Source organism: Bradyrhizobium sp. SZCCHNS3052, assembly GCF_032484495.1.
Classification (GTDB): Bacteria; Pseudomonadota; Alphaproteobacteria; order Rhizobiales; family Xanthobacteraceae; genus Bradyrhizobium.
The window spans coordinates 167362-184152 of record NZ_JAUETB010000004.1 but is presented as its reverse complement, the minus strand read 5'-3'; the positions used below and the strand labels follow the sequence as shown (position 1 = coordinate 184152).

16 protein-coding genes and 1 tRNA gene are annotated in these 16791 nt (G+C 66.5%); 13 read left to right on the top strand and 4 right to left on the bottom strand.

The window, feature by feature from the left end; all coding sequences use genetic code 11:
- Nucleotides 1-571: 571 nt before the first annotated feature.
- The gene (locus QX073_RS15790) at nucleotides 572-958 is read left to right on the top strand and encodes a hypothetical protein (protein WP_316226001.1); all 387 of its coding nucleotides are present in this window, start codon (nucleotides 572-574) and stop codon (nucleotides 956-958) included.
- Nucleotides 959-1161: 203 nt separating this feature from the next.
- Complete coding sequence (locus tag QX073_RS15785) at nucleotides 1162-2082, top strand: NAD(P)-dependent oxidoreductase (RefSeq protein ID WP_315716962.1); 921 nt, start codon at nucleotides 1162-1164, stop codon at nucleotides 2080-2082.
- A 1334-nt stretch (nucleotides 2083-3416) separates the two neighbouring features.
- Here the strand turns inward: QX073_RS15785 and QX073_RS15780 are convergent.
- Nucleotides 3417-3503: transfer RNA gene (locus QX073_RS15780), tRNA-Leu, on the bottom strand.
- A gap of 222 nt (nucleotides 3504-3725) precedes the next feature.
- On the opposite strand from QX073_RS15780, the gene QX073_RS15775 reads away from it, so the two are divergent.
- Nucleotides 3726-4694 carry a complex I NDUFA9 subunit family protein gene (locus tag QX073_RS15775; RefSeq protein ID WP_315716856.1) on the top strand — a complete coding sequence of 323 codons (969 nt, stop codon included), beginning with the start codon at nucleotides 3726-3728 and terminating at the stop codon, nucleotides 4692-4694.
- A gap of 124 nt (nucleotides 4695-4818) precedes the next feature.
- Here QX073_RS15775 and QX073_RS15770 read toward each other — a convergent pair whose 3' ends face one another.
- The gene (locus QX073_RS15770; RefSeq protein WP_315750479.1) at nucleotides 4819-5625 is read right to left on the bottom strand and encodes an undecaprenyl-diphosphate phosphatase; all 807 of its coding nucleotides are present in this window, start codon (nucleotides 5623-5625) and stop codon (nucleotides 4819-4821) included.
- A 356-nt stretch (nucleotides 5626-5981) separates the two neighbouring features.
- Between QX073_RS15770 and QX073_RS15765 the strand changes: the two genes are divergently transcribed.
- Both QX073_RS15765 and queG read left to right on the top strand, forming a co-directional pair.
- Nucleotides 5982-6674 (top strand): glutathione S-transferase family protein, encoded by a 693-nt coding sequence (locus tag QX073_RS15765; RefSeq protein ID WP_315716854.1) that lies wholly within the window; start codon nucleotides 5982-5984, stop codon nucleotides 6672-6674.
- Nucleotides 6623-7807, top strand: coding sequence for a tRNA epoxyqueuosine(34) reductase QueG (gene queG / locus QX073_RS15760; protein ID WP_315750829.1), 1185 nt, complete (start codon nucleotides 6623-6625; stop codon nucleotides 7805-7807). The genes QX073_RS15765 and queG overlap by 52 nt, the downstream gene beginning before the upstream one ends.
- An 11-nt stretch (nucleotides 7808-7818) precedes the next feature.
- Here the strand turns inward: queG and QX073_RS15755 are convergent, their stop codons facing one another.
- Nucleotides 7819-8604, bottom strand: coding sequence for an alpha/beta hydrolase (locus QX073_RS15755; RefSeq protein ID WP_315750480.1), 786 nt, complete (start codon nucleotides 8602-8604; stop codon nucleotides 7819-7821).
- Nucleotides 8605-8931: 327 nt separating this feature from the next.
- Between QX073_RS15755 and infC the strand changes: the two genes are divergently transcribed.
- Nucleotides 8932-9471, top strand: a complete 540-nt coding sequence (infC, locus tag QX073_RS15750; RefSeq protein WP_315716960.1) for a translation initiation factor IF-3 — start codon at nucleotides 8932-8934, stop codon at nucleotides 9469-9471.
- Between the two features lie 93 nt (nucleotides 9472-9564).
- Here the strand turns inward: infC and QX073_RS15745 are convergent, their stop codons facing one another.
- Nucleotides 9565-9936 (bottom strand): hypothetical protein, encoded by a 372-nt coding sequence (locus QX073_RS15745; protein ID WP_315716852.1) that lies wholly within the window; start codon nucleotides 9934-9936, stop codon nucleotides 9565-9567.
- A 261-nt stretch (nucleotides 9937-10197) separates the two neighbouring features.
- Between QX073_RS15745 and rpmI the strand changes: the two genes are divergently transcribed.
- From rpmI to QX073_RS15710, 7 genes are all read left to right on the top strand, one after another.
- On the top strand, nucleotides 10198-10398 hold the full coding sequence (gene rpmI / locus QX073_RS15740; RefSeq protein WP_008539890.1) for a 50S ribosomal protein L35: 201 nt from the start codon (nucleotides 10198-10200) through the stop codon (nucleotides 10396-10398).
- A gap of 76 nt (nucleotides 10399-10474) precedes the next feature.
- Nucleotides 10475-10834 (top strand): 50S ribosomal protein L20, encoded by a 360-nt coding sequence (rplT, locus tag QX073_RS15735; RefSeq protein ID WP_012040570.1) that lies wholly within the window; start codon nucleotides 10475-10477, stop codon nucleotides 10832-10834.
- 142 nt (nucleotides 10835-10976) lie between these two features.
- The gene (gene pheS, locus QX073_RS15730; protein WP_316166383.1) at nucleotides 10977-12059 is read left to right on the top strand and encodes a phenylalanine--tRNA ligase subunit alpha; all 1083 of its coding nucleotides are present in this window, start codon (nucleotides 10977-10979) and stop codon (nucleotides 12057-12059) included.
- 92 nt (nucleotides 12060-12151) lie between these two features.
- On the top strand, nucleotides 12152-12571 hold the full coding sequence (locus QX073_RS15725) for an endonuclease domain-containing protein (RefSeq protein ID WP_315716850.1): 420 nt from the start codon (nucleotides 12152-12154) through the stop codon (nucleotides 12569-12571).
- 16 nt (nucleotides 12572-12587) lie between these two features.
- Complete coding sequence (gene pheT, locus QX073_RS15720) at nucleotides 12588-14996, top strand: phenylalanine--tRNA ligase subunit beta (protein ID WP_316226000.1); 2409 nt, start codon at nucleotides 12588-12590, stop codon at nucleotides 14994-14996.
- Entirely contained in the window at nucleotides 14993-15769 is a 777-nt protein-coding gene (locus QX073_RS15715) for a sulfite exporter TauE/SafE family protein (protein ID WP_316203426.1), read from the top strand. Before pheT ends, QX073_RS15715 begins: the two co-directional genes overlap by 4 nt.
- 33 nt (nucleotides 15770-15802) lie before the next feature.
- Nucleotides 15803-16747 carry an MBL fold metallo-hydrolase gene (locus QX073_RS15710; RefSeq protein ID WP_316225999.1) on the top strand — a complete coding sequence of 315 codons (945 nt, stop codon included), beginning with the start codon at nucleotides 15803-15805 and terminating at the stop codon, nucleotides 16745-16747.
- Nucleotides 16748-16791 lie beyond the last annotated feature (44 nt).

Below are 16791 nucleotides of genomic sequence, written 5' to 3'. Positions count from 1 at the left end.
GGCGGCCGCGGACTGCGCGGCGGCGAGGCCGATCAGGACGAGAGTCAGCAGCCGGAGAGACGGGCGAGACGCGCCGGCCGGAGCTTGCGCGCGCGCTGGGGCGATCAACGAAATGAACATGGGTTGGTCCGTGACGAGGAACGAGGCAATGGGATCGGCTGTCAGAGCCAGAGTCATGATTGAAGTATCGGGCGATGGCGCATGGACTGGCAGCGCGTGATGACGGGCCCGGACGCGCAGCCGGCAAACGAGAGCGCCTGCACCTGGGCGGGAAAATGCTAACGTCGACAATCCCAGATCGCAAGGGCGCCGCTGCAGGGATCAAACATGTCTGAGCGACGAAGACGTCCACGCCGGCTGGCTCGATGACATCTGCGCGTCGACATCCAGACATGTCTTGCCGCCGCCCTTGTTAGGACGGCACCGAACGGCCAGCATCGAACCTGCTCGGAGCGACCGACACGAATGAAGATCGGCGGCCGTCACGCGATCCGGATCGTACAGTCCGCCTGCGCGCGGCGGGACGTCACGTGTGCGTTGCCCGGATGACGCGCGAGCGGAGGAACGGCCCATGAAGCAGCTGATCAGCCAGGTCGACCGCGAGCTGATGCAGGACGACCTGCTCATTCGCGTCGCCTCCGGCCTGTGCGGCGGCGTCGTGACGCTGGTCGGCCTGCTGCTACTGGTCGGATTCACGGCACGCGGCGTCGACCGGCTGCCCGGCGGCTGGCCCCTGGCCGTGGCGTTCGTCGTCCTGGCGCTCGCCTTTGGCGTCCCGCTGGTGCTGCGCAGCGTGACCTCGCGCCGCACGGCTTTCGGACGCTTCCTCGTCCGTCACGCCACGTTGGGCGCATTGCGCCGGCCGGATGATTTCACGCTGTGGATCATGCTACCCGCGATCGCGCTGACGGTGATGCTGCGCAGGCTGGGTGTCAGCGGCGAGACGGAGATCGAGTAGTCTGTCGCGCCATAGCGGCGGATTCATGGGTTCACGACTCGCGCCGGCCCGGGTCACGGTCCGGCGCGCGGCGCCCTGTTCTCAATCCACGTCTGCGTCGCCGACATGAGCGGCGAGGTCGTGTGCTCGATCGACACCGGCGAATATTCGGACGACTATCCCGAGCGTGCCTGGGCCAACCTGCAGCGCGGCGATCATCATCGATTGGACAGGCAGGGACCAATCAAGAGGAACTTGCAATGGCGGCAATCGGATTCATCGGATTGGGCGTGATGGGCGAGCCGATGTGCCGCAATCTGGCTCTCAAGTCCGGCGCGATGGTGCTCGGCTTCGATCGTGCGGACGCGCCGCTGCAGCGCCTCGCCGCCGTCGGCGTCAAGCGTGCCGTGTCGCTCGCGGAGCTGGCGCGCCAGACCGACGTGATCTTCATGGCGTTGCCGAGCGGCAAGCATGTCCAAGCCGTATGCGACGGCGACGACGGCTTGCTCCGCCACGTCGAGGCGCGTCACACCATCGTGGACCTCGGCACCTCGCCGGTGCAGGCCAGCCGGGAGCTCGCCGAGCGTTTCGCGGCCGAGGGGGCCGCCTACGCGGATGCGCCGATCGCCCGCACCCGGCAGGCGGCCGAGGACGGCACGCTGAGCGTGATGGTGGGGGCCGACGCGGCAACGTTCGAAAAGCTGCGGCCGCTGATTGCGATGTTTGCGACTGACATCACCCATTGCGGCGGCGTGGGCGCCGGCCAGGTCGTGAAGATCCTCAACAACATGGTGCTGATGCAGACCGTGGTGGCGCTCGGCGAAGCGCTGGAGACTGCCAAGCGCGCTGGCCTTGATGCCACGCTGCTGTTCGAGACCCTGGCCAAAGGCTCGGCCGACAGCTTCGCGCTGCGCAACCACGGCATGAAGGCGATGCTGCCCGACACATATCCGGAGCGCGCGTTCTCGACCGAATATGCGCGCAAGGACATCGGCTATGCTCTCGATCTCGCCAGGTCCGTGCAGATCGACCTGCCGGGCGCGGAGCTTGCCGACAGGCGACTCGGAGAGGCGATCGAGGCGGGCTATGGCGATCTGTATTGGCCAGTGCTGGCGCGCGTGATCGCGGCATCACGCACGGCATGACCCGCCCATCGGGCTTTGTCGGCCTCCCCTGGACGGGCGAACTGCGCCTGTGACGGCCAGCTGACAACGGCATCCTCTGTCGTCGCCGATAAGCTCGCCGACGCAACGCGTCGGCGGGCGCCGGATCCGAGACACATGGTCACCGGCTGCGACGAGTCGCGCGGAACGTACCGCCTGCGCGGTATGGGTCCCCGCGTTCGTGGGGACGACACCGGCGGTGAAGCGAAAGCTCTGCGCCGAACTCACGTGCTAATCCTGTGCGCCAATGCAAGTTGATTGGTGAGGTTGCTCCTAAGCCAGCTCGGGGCGTAGTGCTCACCACCATCATTGTGAGGAGCGAAGCGACGAAGCGATCCCGGGCGACACCCGTGGCTCTGGATTGCTTCGTTCGCAATCACGGTGGAGATGGCATGCCTGTCATGCGCAAATCGCCCGTCGTGCCAGTCTGTCGCAACATTCTCCCTTGCGCCGTCGGGCAAATCACCTGCACATTTCCGCGCGTCCCTGCTGCCGCATGAGGGGCGTGTCGCGACCGTCACGAGACGTTGGCAGTGGGATGCGATGGGCGTGTGTCGTTGCAGCGTGATCAGTTCGCGCGGACGAACAAGGATGCACGCACGGTCAAGTCGCGCGGTCCTGATATCCCGACGCTGATATCAACTCATGACGAAGCTTTCGCTTCGCGTGGGGATGGTGGCCACCAAGCCCGGCGCACCAGGGAGAACGCGAAGCAGCCGTTAAAACCAATCGCGCAGGGAGGGCCGGATGATCCGGCGCGTACCTGTGGTTCCTGCCGCCAGCATTTTCCTTCGCTGGCGGGCCATGGGTGCGGTCGGCACCCGGCTCTCCCTGCGCCCTCATGATTTCGAGGGCGAGACGATCGGCATGGCTCGGGCGCAAAGCGCGCCGCGAGGCTGATAGGTCTTGCCCTAAACGAGAAAGACCACGGCGGTCATGGTGATCACTCAACACGAAGGCGGTGCCCACCCTCCCCTGGAGGGGGAGGGTCGCCTCACGGAGAGCGAAGCGAAACGTGAGGCGGGGTGGGGTGATCTCTCCTCTGGCGCTGGCGTGCGTGGAGAGATCGCCCCACCCCGCTCGCCCGCTTCGCGTGCGATCGACCCTCCCCCTCCAGGGGAGGGTGGAGGCTCGCAGCCGGCAGCAGCGGCTACATCACGGGCGTTGAAAGGAGGATTATCGGCTGGCTCGGGGACGAGCGTGTCGCTGATGTCGCGAAGACATCAGCTAAATCGATGCCACCCAATCAGATCGCGAGGCGCATCAGCGCCGTCGTCTGTCACAGAGTTCTGTGCGGGGGAGGTCACCACCAAAAATGGTGCCCAGGAAAGGACTCGAACCTTCACGGCCGTTAAGCCACTGGCACCTGAAGCCAGCGCGTCTACCAATTCCGCCACCTGGGCATGGGGGCGCTGTGTACGGATCGAACGGGCGCTTGTCAAACCGCTGAACGCCCAAGATGACAATTTTTCTCACCCCATGCGCAAAAACACGGCTCCCTTTTCCGCGGTGCGGGCGATGGGCTATACAGCGGCCCAGGATGGCGGGCCGCGGGGTGCGAATCGCCGCTGACAGCTATCTCGTCCGGGGCGGACCGACCGCCCGGCAATCCCAGGACTCATTCCATGGCATCGAATCTGGACACATTGGTTACCGTCTTCGGCGGCTCCGGCTTCGTCGGGCGCAACGTGGTCCGGGCGTTGGCCAAGCGCGACTATCGCATCCGCGTCGCGGTGCGCCGGCCGGAGCTCGCCGGCCACCTGCAGCCGCTCGGCCGGGTCGGCCAGATCCACGCCGTACAGGCCAATCTGCGCTATCCCGACTCGGTCGCATCGGCGCTGCGTGACAGCCATGTCGCGATCAACCTCGTCGGCGTCCTGACCGAGAGCGGCGCGCAGACCTTCGAGGCCGTGCAGGCCGAGGGCGCCGCCACCGTCGCCAAGGCGGCGGCCGCCGCCGGCGCCCGCATGGTGCACGTCTCGGCGATCGGCGCCGACGCAGAGTCGGCGTCGAGCTATGCCCGCGCCAAGGCGGCCGGCGAGGCCGCCGTGCTGGCTGCGGTGCCCGAGGCCGTGATCATGCGCCCCTCGGTCGTGTTCGGCCCCGAGGACCAGTTCACCAACCGCTTTGCGGGGCTCGCGCGGATCTCGCCGTTCCTGCCGCTGATCGGCGGCGGCGAGACGAAGATGCAGCCGGTCTATGTCGGCGACGTCGCCACCGCGGTGGCCGACGCGGTCGACGGCAAGGCGCAGCCGGGCGCGACCTACGAGCTCGGCGGGCCCGAGGTGCTGAGCTTCCGGGAGATCCTGAAAATCATCCTCGACATCACCGACCGCGACCGCGCGCTGCTGCCGCTGCCGTTCGGGCTCGCCAAACTGCAGGCCGCAATCCTGCAGTTCGCGCCGGGGCCGCTGAAGCTGACGCCGGACCAGGTCGAGCTGCTGCGTCATGACAACGTGGTGTCGGAAGCGGCGAAGGCGGCGGGGCTGACGCTGCAGGGCCTCGGCATCACGCCGGATTCGCTCGAGGCGGTCGCTCCGCAATATCTCTGGCGCTTCCGTCCCTCAGGACAGTTCCAGCGTAAGAACGCGTGAGGGGCCACCGGCCTCTCCACGTCATTGCGAAGAGCGAAGCGACGAAGCAATCTAGAGTCCCGGACACCACACTGGATTGCTTCGCTTACGCTCGCAATGACGGTGGATGGAGCTGGGGCTCAGCTCATTTCCCCAGCGCCAGTGCGATCAGGCCGAGGGTGCCGACGATGACGCGCCACCAGGCGAACAGCACGAAGCCGTGGCGGGTGACGTAGCCGAGGAAGGCCTTCACCACGATCATCGCGGTGATGAAGGAGACGACGAAGCCGATGGCGATCAGGCCGAGATGGTCCGCCGTCATCTCGGCGCGGCTCTTGTAGAAGTCGTAGACGAAGGCGCCGACCATGGTCGGGATCGCCAGGAAGAAGGAGAACTCCGCGGCCGAGCGCTTGTCGCCGCCGAGCAGCATCGCCGCCACGATGGTGGCGCCGGAGCGCGACACGCCGGGGATCATGGCCAGGCACTGCGCGACGCCGATCCACAGATACATCATCAGCGGATAGCGCGTGGCGTCGTGCTCCCGCGGCTTGAGATCGATCTGATCGACCCACAGCAGGATGGCGCCGCCGACGATCAGCGAGAAGCACACGACCCAGGGATCGAACAGGAGCGCCTTGATGTACTTGCCGGCGATGAGGCCGACGATGACGGCGGGCAGGAAGGCGATCAGCACGCCGATGATGAAGCGGCGGTCGTCAGGGTTCGTCAGCGCGCCGATCGCGACGCGGTACAGCTTGAAGAAGTACAGCGCGACGATGGCGAGGATGGCGCCGAGCTGGATCAGGATCGCAAAGCTCTTCCAGAACCCCTCGTCGCCGAGCCCGAAAAAGCGCTCGGCGAGCAGCAGATGGCCCGTCGAGGATACGGGAAGAAACTCGGTGACGCCCTCGACGATGCCGAGAAGCACCGCCCGCAGCGTATCTGACATCATTGATCGGATCCTGGATGGCCGGCAAAACGCCGCCCTTCTCGCCTATTCGGCCCCCGCCCGCAATTGCAAAAAGCGCTCGAACCGGCCACATCCGATGAATGAACCGGCGTGTGATCGGCCATGCGAATCAGAACGAGGCAATGCCGGACGGCGGATCGGGCGCGCCGATCGCTGTTCCCGAAGCGTCGTTTCCCGCATGACCGCCCGTCGCCCTACTGCTTACACTTTCGCCGACCATGCGCTAATGGTCCGATTCGCGAGCGCACCCGCGCGCCGGTATCGGGACGAGGCGTCGGTGCGAACCGATGGTTGATTGTTCGTTAAGCGCCGTAGCCGCGGAATCGTCGAAAGGCTCCATGTACACGCTCTACCACCATCCCTTCTGCCCGCATTCACGCTTCGTCCGGCTGGTGCTCGGCGAATACGGGCTCGATCTGCGCCTGGTGGAGGAACGCGCCTGGGAGCGCCGCGAGGCGTTTCTCGTGCTCAACCCCGCGGCAACCACGCCGGTGCTGTCGGTCGAAGGCCTGCCGCCGGTGCCCGGTGTCGGCGTGATCGCCGAATTCATCGACGAGACCTGCGGGCCCGAGATGGGTGATCGCCGGCTGATGCCGGCCTCGGCGGCCGAGCGCATCGAGGTGCGCCGACTGATGGACTGGTTCAACACCAAGTTCTTCGAGGAGGCCTCGAACCTGCTGGTCACCGAGCGCATCTACAAGCGCTTCATGAGCGAGGAGGATGGCGGCGGGCCGCCGTCGACCGACGTGATTCGCGCCGCCAAGACCAATGTGCGCTATCATCTCGCCTATATCGGCTGGCTGGCGCAGCGGCGCAATTTCCTGGCTGGCGACCGCCTGACCTATGCCGACCTCGCCGCCGCCGCGCATCTGTCGGCGATCGACTATCTGGGCGACGTGCCATGGATCGAGGACGACGCAGCGAAGGCGTGGTACGCGCGGGTGAAGTCGCGGCCGTCGTTCCGGCCGCTGCTCTCCGACTGGCTGGCGGGCGTGCCGGCGTCGCGGACCTATGTGGATCTGGACTTCTGAGCGCCGCTAGGCCCACGCCGGAGACGTTGAAGGCGGCGCTGGCCGCCGAGGCGCAACGGCTGGGCTTCGATGTCGTCGGTATCACCGCCCCGGTCGTGAGTGCCGAACGGGCCGCTGCGTTCGAACGCTTCCTCGCCGCCGGCCAGCACGGCGACATGGACTGGCTGGCGCGCGAGCCGTCCCGCCGCACCGATCCCACCACGCTGTGGCGCGAGGTCCGCAGCATCATCATGCTCGGCGTCAATTACGGCCCCGACGAGGACCCTCGCGCGGTCCTGTCCCGGCGCAGCAATGCTGCGATTTCGGTCTATGCCCGCGGGGACGATTATCACGACGTCATCAAGAAGAACCTCAAGGCGCTCGCTCGCTGGCTGGTCGCGCAGGCCGGCTGTGATGTGAAGGTGTTCGTCGACACCGCGGCCGTCATGGAGAAGCCGCTGGCCGAAGCGGCCGGGCTCGGCTGGCAGGGCAAGCACACCAACTTGGTGTCGCGCGGCTTCGGCTCCTGGCTGTTCCTCGGCGCCATCTACACGACGCTGGCGCTGCCGGCGGACGCGCCGGAGCGGGATCATTGCGGCTCGTGCCGGGCCTGCCTCGACAGCTGCCCGACCGCGGCGTTCCCGGCCCCCTACAGCCTCGATGCGCGGCGCTGCATCTCGTATCTGACGATCGAGAACAAGGGGCCGATCCCGCGCGAGTTCCGCAAGGCGCTGGGCAACCGCATCTATGGCTGCGACGACTGCCTCGCCGCCTGCCCCTGGAACAAGTTCGCGCAGGCGGGACGCGAGGCGAAGCTGGCGGCGCGCGACGCGTTGCGCGCGCCTTCGCTGGCGGAGCTGGCGGCGCTCGACGATGCCGCGTTCCGCGCGTTGTTCGCGAAATCGCCGATCAAGCGCATCGGCCGCGACCGCTTCCTGCGCAACGTGCTGATCGCGATCGGCAACTCCGGCGATGCGGCGCTGACGCCGTCAGCCGAGCGACTGGCCGCCGATCCGAGTCCGCTGGTGCGCGGTGCCGCCGCCTGGACGCTCGCTTGGCTGCTCGACGAGGCTGCTTACGCGCGGCGTGCGAAGGCGGCGCTGACGTCGGAGACCGACGAGAGCGTCCGCGCGGAATGGCAGGCGCGATGCTGAAGCCGGCCGCCTCAGCCCATCTCGCCGACGGCGGCCAGCATACGCGTGATGTCCTGCGGACGCGACAGCCGGTGGTCACCGTCCTGGATCATGGTCAGCACCACGTCTTCGGCCGGCAGGCGGTGGGTCAGTGCGAACGCATGCTGCCAGGGAACGTCGCGGTCCTGCGCGCCCTGCAGGATGCGCACCGGGCAGCCGACCTTGATGGCACCGCCGAGCAGCAGATGGTTGCGCCCGTCCTCGATCAACGCCCTGGTGATGGGATAGGGCTCGCCGTACTCCGACGGACGCATCCAGACGCCGTTGGTCTCGATCTCGGTCCGGACCGCCGGCGCAAAGCCCTTCCACATCAGCTCCTCGGTGAAATCGGGCGCCGGGGCGATCAGGACCAGGCCCGCCAGCGTTGCTTCGGCCGGCTCCTTGAGCAGCTCGCGCGCCAGCAGCAGCGCCATCCAGCCGCCCATCGAGGAACCGATCACGACCTGGGGTCCGCGGCAGAATTGCCGGAACACCGCGACGCTCTCCTCGAGCCAGCGGCTGATGGTGCCGTCGACGAAGCGTCCGCCGGATTCGCCGTGCCCGGAATAGTCGAAGCGAACGCAGGCGCGGCCGCGCTCGGCGGCCCAGGCGTCGAGGGCCAGGGCCTTGGTGCCTTTCATGTCGGAATTGAAGCCACCGAGCCAGAACAGCCCAGGCGGACGGCCTGGCCGCGCCCGCACCGCGATCCGGCGCGACGATTCGCCCGCGCCGACGGCGATGAAGACGGGCGGATCGGCATTTTCTGCAGCAGGGTTCATGGATCGTTACTCGCTGTCGGGTGTTGTGTGGGCGAACCGGCCGTTTCCGTCAATCGGCGCGGCCCGACGCAGCCGCTTGCGAAAGCGCGCCGCGCACTCTATGTCCCCCGGCGGAACCACGAGGGCCCGAAAAAGCGCGAGTTTGATCGCAATTCTCGGCCGTGTGGCTTCCTTGGGGGAATGCATCGACGCGCAAGTCTCGCGCATGCGACGCAGGAGCCGCGACGACCGGGCGGAATTTCGACGCACCGGACCGTTGCGACCTTGCCCGCGAAAGCATCTTCCTTCAAACTAGCCGCCTTCTTCCACAACCTTGGAGCACTACCCATTCGCCGCCCCAATCGAGCCCCGCCCGCTGCCGTCAAAGACGGGCCGCGTACCAATGATGAGATTCGCAATGCGCAGATCCAGCTGATCGATGCCGAAGGCACCAACCGTGGTGTCGTCGAGACCGTTGTCGCGATCAAGATGGCCGCTGATGCCGGCATGGATCTGGTCGAGATTTCGCCGAACAACTCGCCTCCCGTCTGTAAGATCATGGACTACGGGAAGTACAAATATTCGGCGCAGAAGAAGGCCGCCGAGGCCCGCAAGAAGCAGAAGGTCGTCGAGATCAAGGAGATCAAGCTCCGCCCGATGATCGACGACCACGACTACGACGTGAAGATGCGCGCGATGCAGCGGTTCTTCGAAGAGGGCGACAAGGTCAAGATCACGCTGCGCTATCGCGGCCGCGAAATGGCGCACCAGGAGATCGGCACCAAGCTGCTCGACAAGGTGAAGTCCGACGTGGCGGCGTTCGCCAAGGTCGAGCAGGACGCCAGGTTCGAGGGACGTCAGGTGGTCATGGTTCTGGCGCCGCGCTAAGTCCAGCACGCCGACACCTGAAGCCGGGCCCGCCACGCGTTTGGCGGGCTTTTCTCTTGGGGCGCCCGTCAGGACCGCTTTTGCGGGCCCGGGTCAGGACCGCGTCGCCTGCCACCGCCCCCTGCAGGTCCCGGACGAGCCTTTGCCGCTCCAGCGGCCGACGCCGGACGTGGCGCCAAGCCGGCCGGTGCCGCTGGCAGAGGCACCACCCTGGGATACCCGCACGGTGACGGCGCCGCCGCGGCCAACCGAGCCGGTAATGTTGGCGGTGCTGTTCGAGAGGACCCGGCCGCCGCTGATCCGGATCGGGAAGCTGTAACCCTGGTCGCAACTGCCGGCCTCGGTGATGATGAGCACGGTCCAGGCGCCATCGAAGCCGGCAGCGTGCGCCGGCCTTGCCGTCAGGCCCGCGAGGCCCGTCAGCAGCGCGGTCGTGAAGGCGGCGGAGATGGCGCGGCGGGTCATGGTCGATCCTCGACTGTCATGGTCGGCTGATCATGGGTCGGAATAGCCGATTCCGTGGTTCGACGTTGCCAACGGGCTTTGTCTCTGGCATAAGCGCGGCCTTCGTCGCCCGGCTGATCAAGGGCTGCCGTGGCGATGTTTCTGTGCGGGTGGGTCCTCGTTTGGACCCGAAACCTGAGCACAACCAACGCTCTAACGAGCATTTTCGCCGGATGGCGCCGCTTTTGCGGGCGGCTTGCCGTTGGCATCAAGGAGAGCCAAATGCCCAAGCTGAAGACCAAATCCGGCGCCAAAAAGCGCTTCAAGGTGACTGCCACCGGCAAAGTGATGCACGCCCAGCGCGGCAAGCGCCACGGCATGATCAAGCGGACGAAGAAGCAGATCCGGCAGCTGCGCGGCACCCGCGTGCTGTTCAAGACCGACGGCGACAACGTCAAGAAGTACTTCTTGCCGAACGCCTGACCGGCCTCTCGCGTCCGAACCCTGGCCGCCTCAAAGCCGCGGCTGATCGTCATCTCTGAATCCAAGGATTTCCGGCATGTCTCGCGTCAAACGCGGTGTGACCGCCCACGCCAAGCACAAGAAAGTCTTCAAGGCCGCCAAGGGCTATTACGGCCGCCGCAAGAACACGATCCGCACCGCCAAGCAGGCCGTCGAGAAGGCCGGCCAGTATGCGTTCCGCGATCGCAAGCGCAAGAAGCGCACCTTCCGCGCGCTCTGGATCCAGCGCCTGAACGCCGCCGTGCGTCCCTTCGAGCTCACCTACAGCCGATTTATCGACGGCCTGTCGAAGTCCGGCATCACCGTCGACCGCAAGGTGCTGTCGGATCTCGCGATCAACGAGCCCGCCGCGTTCCAGGCGATCGTTGAGAAGGCCAAGGCGGCGCTCGCCGCCTGATCGCCTCCGCATCGTGAGGATTTCAAAAGCGGCCGATGCTCTCGGCCGCTTTTTGCTATCCGGCGACATCAATCCTTCGCTTGACCCCTGTCGCCCGCGCGGCGACAACCCAGCCGCCTTTTGTCCCGCGGAGATTTTGCCCGTGTCCGACCTCGCTTCGCTCGAAACCTCGATCCTCGACCAGATCGCCGCCGCCGGCGATGAAGCCGCGCTGGAAGCCGTCCGCGTCGCAGCCCTCGGCAAGAAGGGCTCGATCTCGGCGCTGCTGGCGACCCTCGGCAAGATGTCGCCGGACGAACGCAAGACGCAAGGCGCCGCGATCAACCTCGCCAAGGACAAGGTCACGCAGGCGCTGGCCGCGCGGCGCGACGTCCTCAAGGCCGCCGCGCTCGACGCCCGTCTCGCCGCCGAGACCATCGACGTCACCCTGCCGCTGCAGGATTCGCCGGCCGAGACCGGCCGCATCCATCCGCTCAGCCAGGTGATGGACGAGCTGACCACGATCTTCGCCGATATGGGCTTTTCGATCGCGGAAGGTCCCGACGTCGAGACCGACGACTACAACTTCACCAAGCTGAACTTCCCGGAAGGCCATCCGGCGCGGGAGATGCACGACACGTTCTTCTTCAATCCGAAGCCGGACGGCTCGCGCATGCTGCTGCGAACCCACACCTCGCCGGTGCAGGTGCGGACCATGCTCAGCCAGAAGCCGCCGATCCGCGTGATCTGCCCGGGCCGCACCTATCGCATCGATTCGGACGCGACCCACACGCCGCAATTCCACCAGGTCGAGGGCCTCGTCATCGACAAGGGCTCGCATCTCGGTCACCTCAAATGGATCCTGCATGAGTTCTGCAAGGCGTTCTTCGAGGTCGACCACATCAACATGAAATTCCGGCCGTCGTTCTTCCCGTTCACCGAGCCGTCTCTTGAGGTCGACATCCAGTGCCGCCGCGACAAGGGCGAGATCCGCTTCGGCGAGGGCGAGGACTGGCTGGAGATTCTCGGCTGCGGTATGGTGCACCCGAACGTGCTGCGCGCCTGCGGCATCGATCCCGACGAATACCAGGGCTTTGCCTGGGGCATGGGCATCGACCGCATCGCGATGCTGAAATACGGCATGAGCGACCTGCGCCAGCTGTTCGACGGCGACGTCCGCTGGCTGTCGCATTACGGCTTCAAGCCGTTGGAGGTCCCGACCTTGGCCGGAGGGCTGAGTTCGTGATGAGCCTCGCCCTCTCTCAGCAAACGCTCGAACTCCCTCTCCCGCTTGCGGGGGAGGGCTGGGGTGGGGGTCTCTCCGCGCAGGAGGTGTCGATGGACGACGAGAAGCCCATCTGGACAGTCTCGCCGAAGCTTCGAACGAATGCGCGCGCCCTCCGCCAAAACTCGACGGATGCCGAGAGAATATTATGGTCCGAGCTGCGCGGCCATCGCCTGCTCGGCGCGGGCTTTCGCCGTCAGGTCCCGATCGACCGCTACATCGTCGACTTCGTCTGCCACACCGCACGTCTCGTCATCGAGCTCGATGGCGGACAGCACTTCTCAACTGAAGGCGAACAGCGCGACGCTTCACGCTCAGCTGCGATCGAAGCCAAAGGATTTCACATCCTGCGCTTTGCCAATAACGACGTCCTGGCCAATCGCGCCGGCGTTCTTGAAACCATTGCCGCTGCCATTGCGGCGAGAGCCCCCACCCTGACCCTCCCCCGCAAGCGGGGGAGGGAACGGGACTGAATCAGCGGAAAGAGCCATGAAATTCACGCTGTCCTGGCTGAAGGACCATCTCGACACCGACGAGTCGGTCGAGACGCTCGCCAACAAGCTCACGATGATCGGCCTCGAGGTCGAGCATCTCGAGGACAAGGCGAAGCTGCTCGCGCCGTACAAAATCGCGCGCGTCGTCTCCGCCGAGCAGCATCCGAATGCGGACCGGCTGCGGGTCTGCATGGTCGACACCGGCGACGGTGGCGCGCCGGTGCAGGTGGTGTGCGGCGCGCCGAATGCGCGCGCGGGACTGGTGTCGGTGTTCTCGCCGCCGGGCACCTACATCCCCGGCAAGAACATCACGCTGTCGGTCGGCACGATCCGCGGCGTCGAGAGCCGCGGCATGCTGTGCTCGGCGGCCGAGCTGCAGATCTCCGACGATCACGACGGCATCATGGAGCTGCCGGCGGATGCGCCGATCGGCACCCCCTACGCCGAATGGGCTGGGCTCGGCGATCCCCAATTCGAGATCAACCTGACGCCGAACCGCCAGGACTGCACCGGCGTGCACGGCATCGCCCGCGACCTCGCCGCCGCCGACATGGGCAAGCTGAAAGATCCCGGCATCAAGCCGGTGAAGGGCGAGCTCCCCTGCCCGGTGAAGGTCACGGTCGAGGACGAGAAGCTGTGTCCGGGCTTCGCGCTGCGGCTGGTGCGCGGCGTCAAGAACGGCCCGTCGCCGAAGTGGCTGCAGCAGCGCCTCACATCGATCGGCCTACGCCCGATCAACGCGCTGGTCGACATCACCAACTACATGACCTTCGACCGCGCGCGTCCGCTGCATGTGTTCGACGCCAAGAAGGTGAAGGGCAATCTGGTCGTCCGCCGCGCGCGTGACGGCGAGACCCTGCTCGCGCTCGACGGCCGTACCTACACGCTCGACCATTCGATGTGCGTCATCGCCGACGATTCCGGCGTCGAATCGCTCGCCGGCATCATGGGCGGCGAGGCTTCGGGCTGCGATGAAGGCACCACCGACGTGCTGATCGAATCGGCGCTGTGGAACGAGATCAACATCGCCCAGACCGGCCGCAAGCTCGGCATCAATTCCGACGCGCGCTACCGCTTCGAGCGCGGCGTCGATCCGGCCTTCATGGTGCCGGGCCTGGAGATGGCGACCAAGCTCGTGCTCGACCTGTGTGGCGGCACGCCGTCGGAGACTGTCGTCGTCGGCAATCCGTTCGGCGATGACCGCATCGTCGACTTCCCGTTGACCGAGGTGAAGCGGCTGGCGGGCATCGAGGTGCCGCTGACCGAGATGCGGCGGATCCTGACGCATCTCGGCTTCGTGGTCGCCGGCAACGGCCCCATCGTGAAGGTCGCGGTGCCGTCCTGGCGCAGCGACGTGCACGGCAAGGCCGATATCGTCGAGGAAGTCGTGCGCATCGTCGGCGTCGACAAGGTGCCTATGACGCCGTTCGAGCGCGGCGACGCCCCGCGCAAGCCGGTGCTGACGCCGCTGCAATTGCGCACGCGGCGCGCCAAGCGCGCGCTGGCCGCGCGCGGCATGGTCGAAGCCGTGACGTGGTCATTCATCTCCAAGCCGGCCGCCGAATTGTTCGGCGGCGGCAAGGCCGAGCTCGCTCTCGCCAATCCGATCGCGGCCGATCTCTCGGACATGCGCCCGAGCCTGTTGCCGGGCCTGACCGCGACGGTGCAGGCCAATGCCGCTCGCGGCTTCGGCGATGCCGCGATCTTCGAGGTCGGGCAGGTCTTCAAGGGCGATGGCCCCACGGATCAGTTCGTGGCCGCGAGCGGCATCCGCCGCGGCATCGCGCCGGCGAAGGGACTCGGCCGGCATTGGACGGGATCGCAGCCGGCCAACGCGTATGACGCCAAGGCCGATGCGCTCGCGGTGCTCGCGGCGGCCGGCGCGCCGATGGCCTCGCTGCAGATCGTCGCCGGCGGGCCGGCCTGGATGCATCCGGGGCGCTCCGGCACGATCCAGATGGGCCCGCAGAACGTGCTCGGGCATTTCGGCGAGCTGCATCCGCGCACGCTGGAGGCGCTGAAGGCGGACGGGCCACTGGTCGCCTTCGAGGTGATCCTGGATCGCATTCCGGCGGCCAAGGCGAAGCCGACCCGCGCCAAGCCGGTGCTGGAGCTCTCGGCATTCCAGCCGGTGTCGCGCGACTTCGCCTTCATCGTCGATCGCAAGGTCAAGGCCGGCGACATCGTCCGCGCCGCGCAGGGCGTCGACAAGAGGCTGATCACCGATGTCACCGTGTTCGACATCTATGAGGGCAAGGGCATCGAGGACGGCAAGAAGTCGGTCGCGATCGCCGTGACCCTGCAGCCACGCGACAAGACGATGACCGACGAGGAGATCGACGCCGTCGCGGCAAAGATCACCGCAGACGTCGGCAAGAAGACCGGCGGCACGTTGCGCGGATGAGCCTCTCCGGGCTCATCCCTGCCGATCTCAGCCTGTTCGCGACGATCGCGCTGGCGATCGTCGCCTTCATTGCCGCAACCGCGCGCGGCTTCTCCGGCTTCGGCGCGGCGCTGATCTTCATGCCGCTGGCGAGCAGCTTTGCGACGCCCCGTCTCGTTGCGCCACTGCTGCTGGTGATCGATTTCGTCTCGATGGCCCCGATGGTGGCGCCGGCCTGGCGCGAGGCCGACCGCAAGGCCACCGCGGTGATCGTCGCGGGTGCGTTGGTCGGCGTGCCCGTGGGCACCTATTTCCTCAGCCGGCTGGACCCGGTCACCGTCCGCTGGATCATCACCGGTTTCGTGATCGGGCTGCTTGCGCTGCTGCTGTCCGGCTGGCGCTATCGCGGCAGGGAGTACACCGCGCTGTCGGTCGCTGTCGGCTGCATCTCCGGATTCTGCAGCGGACTGGCGCAGACCGGGGGCCCGCCGATCGTCGGCTACTGGCTGGGACGCCCGATCCCGCCAAAGATCGCACGAGCGAACATCGTGCTGTTCTTCGGCGCATCGGACTTCTTCGCGATGGTGAGCTACGCAATGAGCGGGCTGATCACCTGGGATTCGCTGAAGCTTTCGCTGCTGATCGGGCCGGTCTACGCGCTCGGTGTCGCGTTCGGCGCGTCGCTGTTCGGCCGCGCCAGCGAGCAGGTGTTCCGCGCCATCTGCTATGCGCTGATCGCAATCGCCGTGATCGCCGGCCTGCCGGCCCTCGACGGCGTGCTCGGGCGGGGTTAGCCTTCCTGCAACGAAGCAGACAGGGAGGCCACCGTGATCCATCGGCGAACAATGCTCAAGCTCGCGCTGGGAACGGCCGGCGCCATCGCGGCGCCCGCGGCGTTCGCGCAAGGCGCGAAGACCGGCACGCGGATGGTCTTCCTCGGCACCAAGGGCGGCCCACGCGTCGGCGTGGGCGCTTCGAATCCGGCCAATCTCGTCGTCGTCAACGGCACGCCGTTCGTGATCGATTGCGGCATGGGCGTCAGCCGTCAGCTCGTCAATGCGGGCGTTCCGATCCCTTCGGTCAAGTACATCCTGATCAGCCATCACCATTCCGATCACAATCTCGAATACGGCAATCTGTTCTACAACGCCTGGGCCGCGGGATTGTCGATGCCGATCCAGTCGTTCGGACCCAAGGGCCTGGAGGCGATGACCAGGAGCTTCTGGGAAACCAACAAGTTCGACGTCGACACCCGCATCGCGGACGAAGGCCGGCCAGATCCGCGGCCACTCCTGGTCGCGAAGGACATCGACGCGGACGGCGTCGTGCTGAAGACGGCGGACGTGACGGTGACCGCGTTCCGCACGCCGCATCCGCCGATCACCGACAACTTCGCGTACAAGTTCGAGACGCCCGACGGCACGATCGTGTTCTCGAGCGACACGGCCTATAACCCGAAGCTCGCAGAGTTTGCCAAGGGCGCCGATGTGCTCGTGCATGAATGCCTCTACGTGCCCGCGGTCGATCGGCTGGTCGCCAAGACGAAGAACGGCTCGACGCTGAAGAAGCACCTGCTCGACAGTCACACGACCACGGAAGACGTCGGACGCATCGCCGCGGCTGCAGGCGTGAAGGTGCTGGTGCTCAGCCACTTCGTGCCCGGTGATGATCCCGAAGTGACGGACGAGGACTGGACGCGGGACGTGAAGAAGAACTACACGGGCCGCATCGTGGTCGCGAAAGACCTGATGGAATTGAAGCTGCCGGTATAGCCAAGGCTGGGCGTGCTTCAATCGGCAGCTCGCCTGCATCAGCC

Bases quoted from the DNA above. Each gene is read 5' to 3' on its own strand.
- QX073_RS15790 (WP_316226001.1), top strand. From the start codon at position 572: ATGAAGCAGCTGATCAGCCAGGTCGACCGCGAGCTGATGCAGGACGAC.
- rpmI (WP_008539890.1), top strand. From the start codon at position 10,198: ATGCCCAAGCTGAAGACCAAATCCGGCGCCAAAAAGCGCTTCAAGGTG.
- QX073_RS15755 (WP_315750480.1), bottom strand. From the start codon at position 8,604: ATGAACCCTGCTGCAGAAAATGCCGATCCGCCCGTCTTCATCGCCGTC.
- QX073_RS15765 (WP_315716854.1), top strand. From the start codon at position 5,982: ATGTACACGCTCTACCACCATCCCTTCTGCCCGCATTCACGCTTCGTC.
- rplT (WP_012040570.1), top strand. From the start codon at position 10,475: ATGTCTCGCGTCAAACGCGGTGTGACCGCCCACGCCAAGCACAAGAAA.
- QX073_RS15745 (WP_315716852.1), bottom strand. From the start codon at position 9,936: ATGACCCGCCGCGCCATCTCCGCCGCCTTCACGACCGCGCTGCTGACG.
- QX073_RS15725 (WP_315716850.1), top strand. From the start codon at position 12,152: ATGGACGACGAGAAGCCCATCTGGACAGTCTCGCCGAAGCTTCGAACG.
- QX073_RS15715 (WP_316203426.1), top strand. From the start codon at position 14,993: ATGAGCCTCTCCGGGCTCATCCCTGCCGATCTCAGCCTGTTCGCGACG.
- QX073_RS15775 (WP_315716856.1), top strand. From the start codon at position 3,726: ATGGCATCGAATCTGGACACATTGGTTACCGTCTTCGGCGGCTCCGGC.
- pheT (WP_316226000.1), top strand. From the start codon at position 12,588: ATGAAATTCACGCTGTCCTGGCTGAAGGACCATCTCGACACCGACGAG.
- QX073_RS15770 (WP_315750479.1), bottom strand. From the start codon at position 5,625: ATGATGTCAGATACGCTGCGGGCGGTGCTTCTCGGCATCGTCGAGGGC.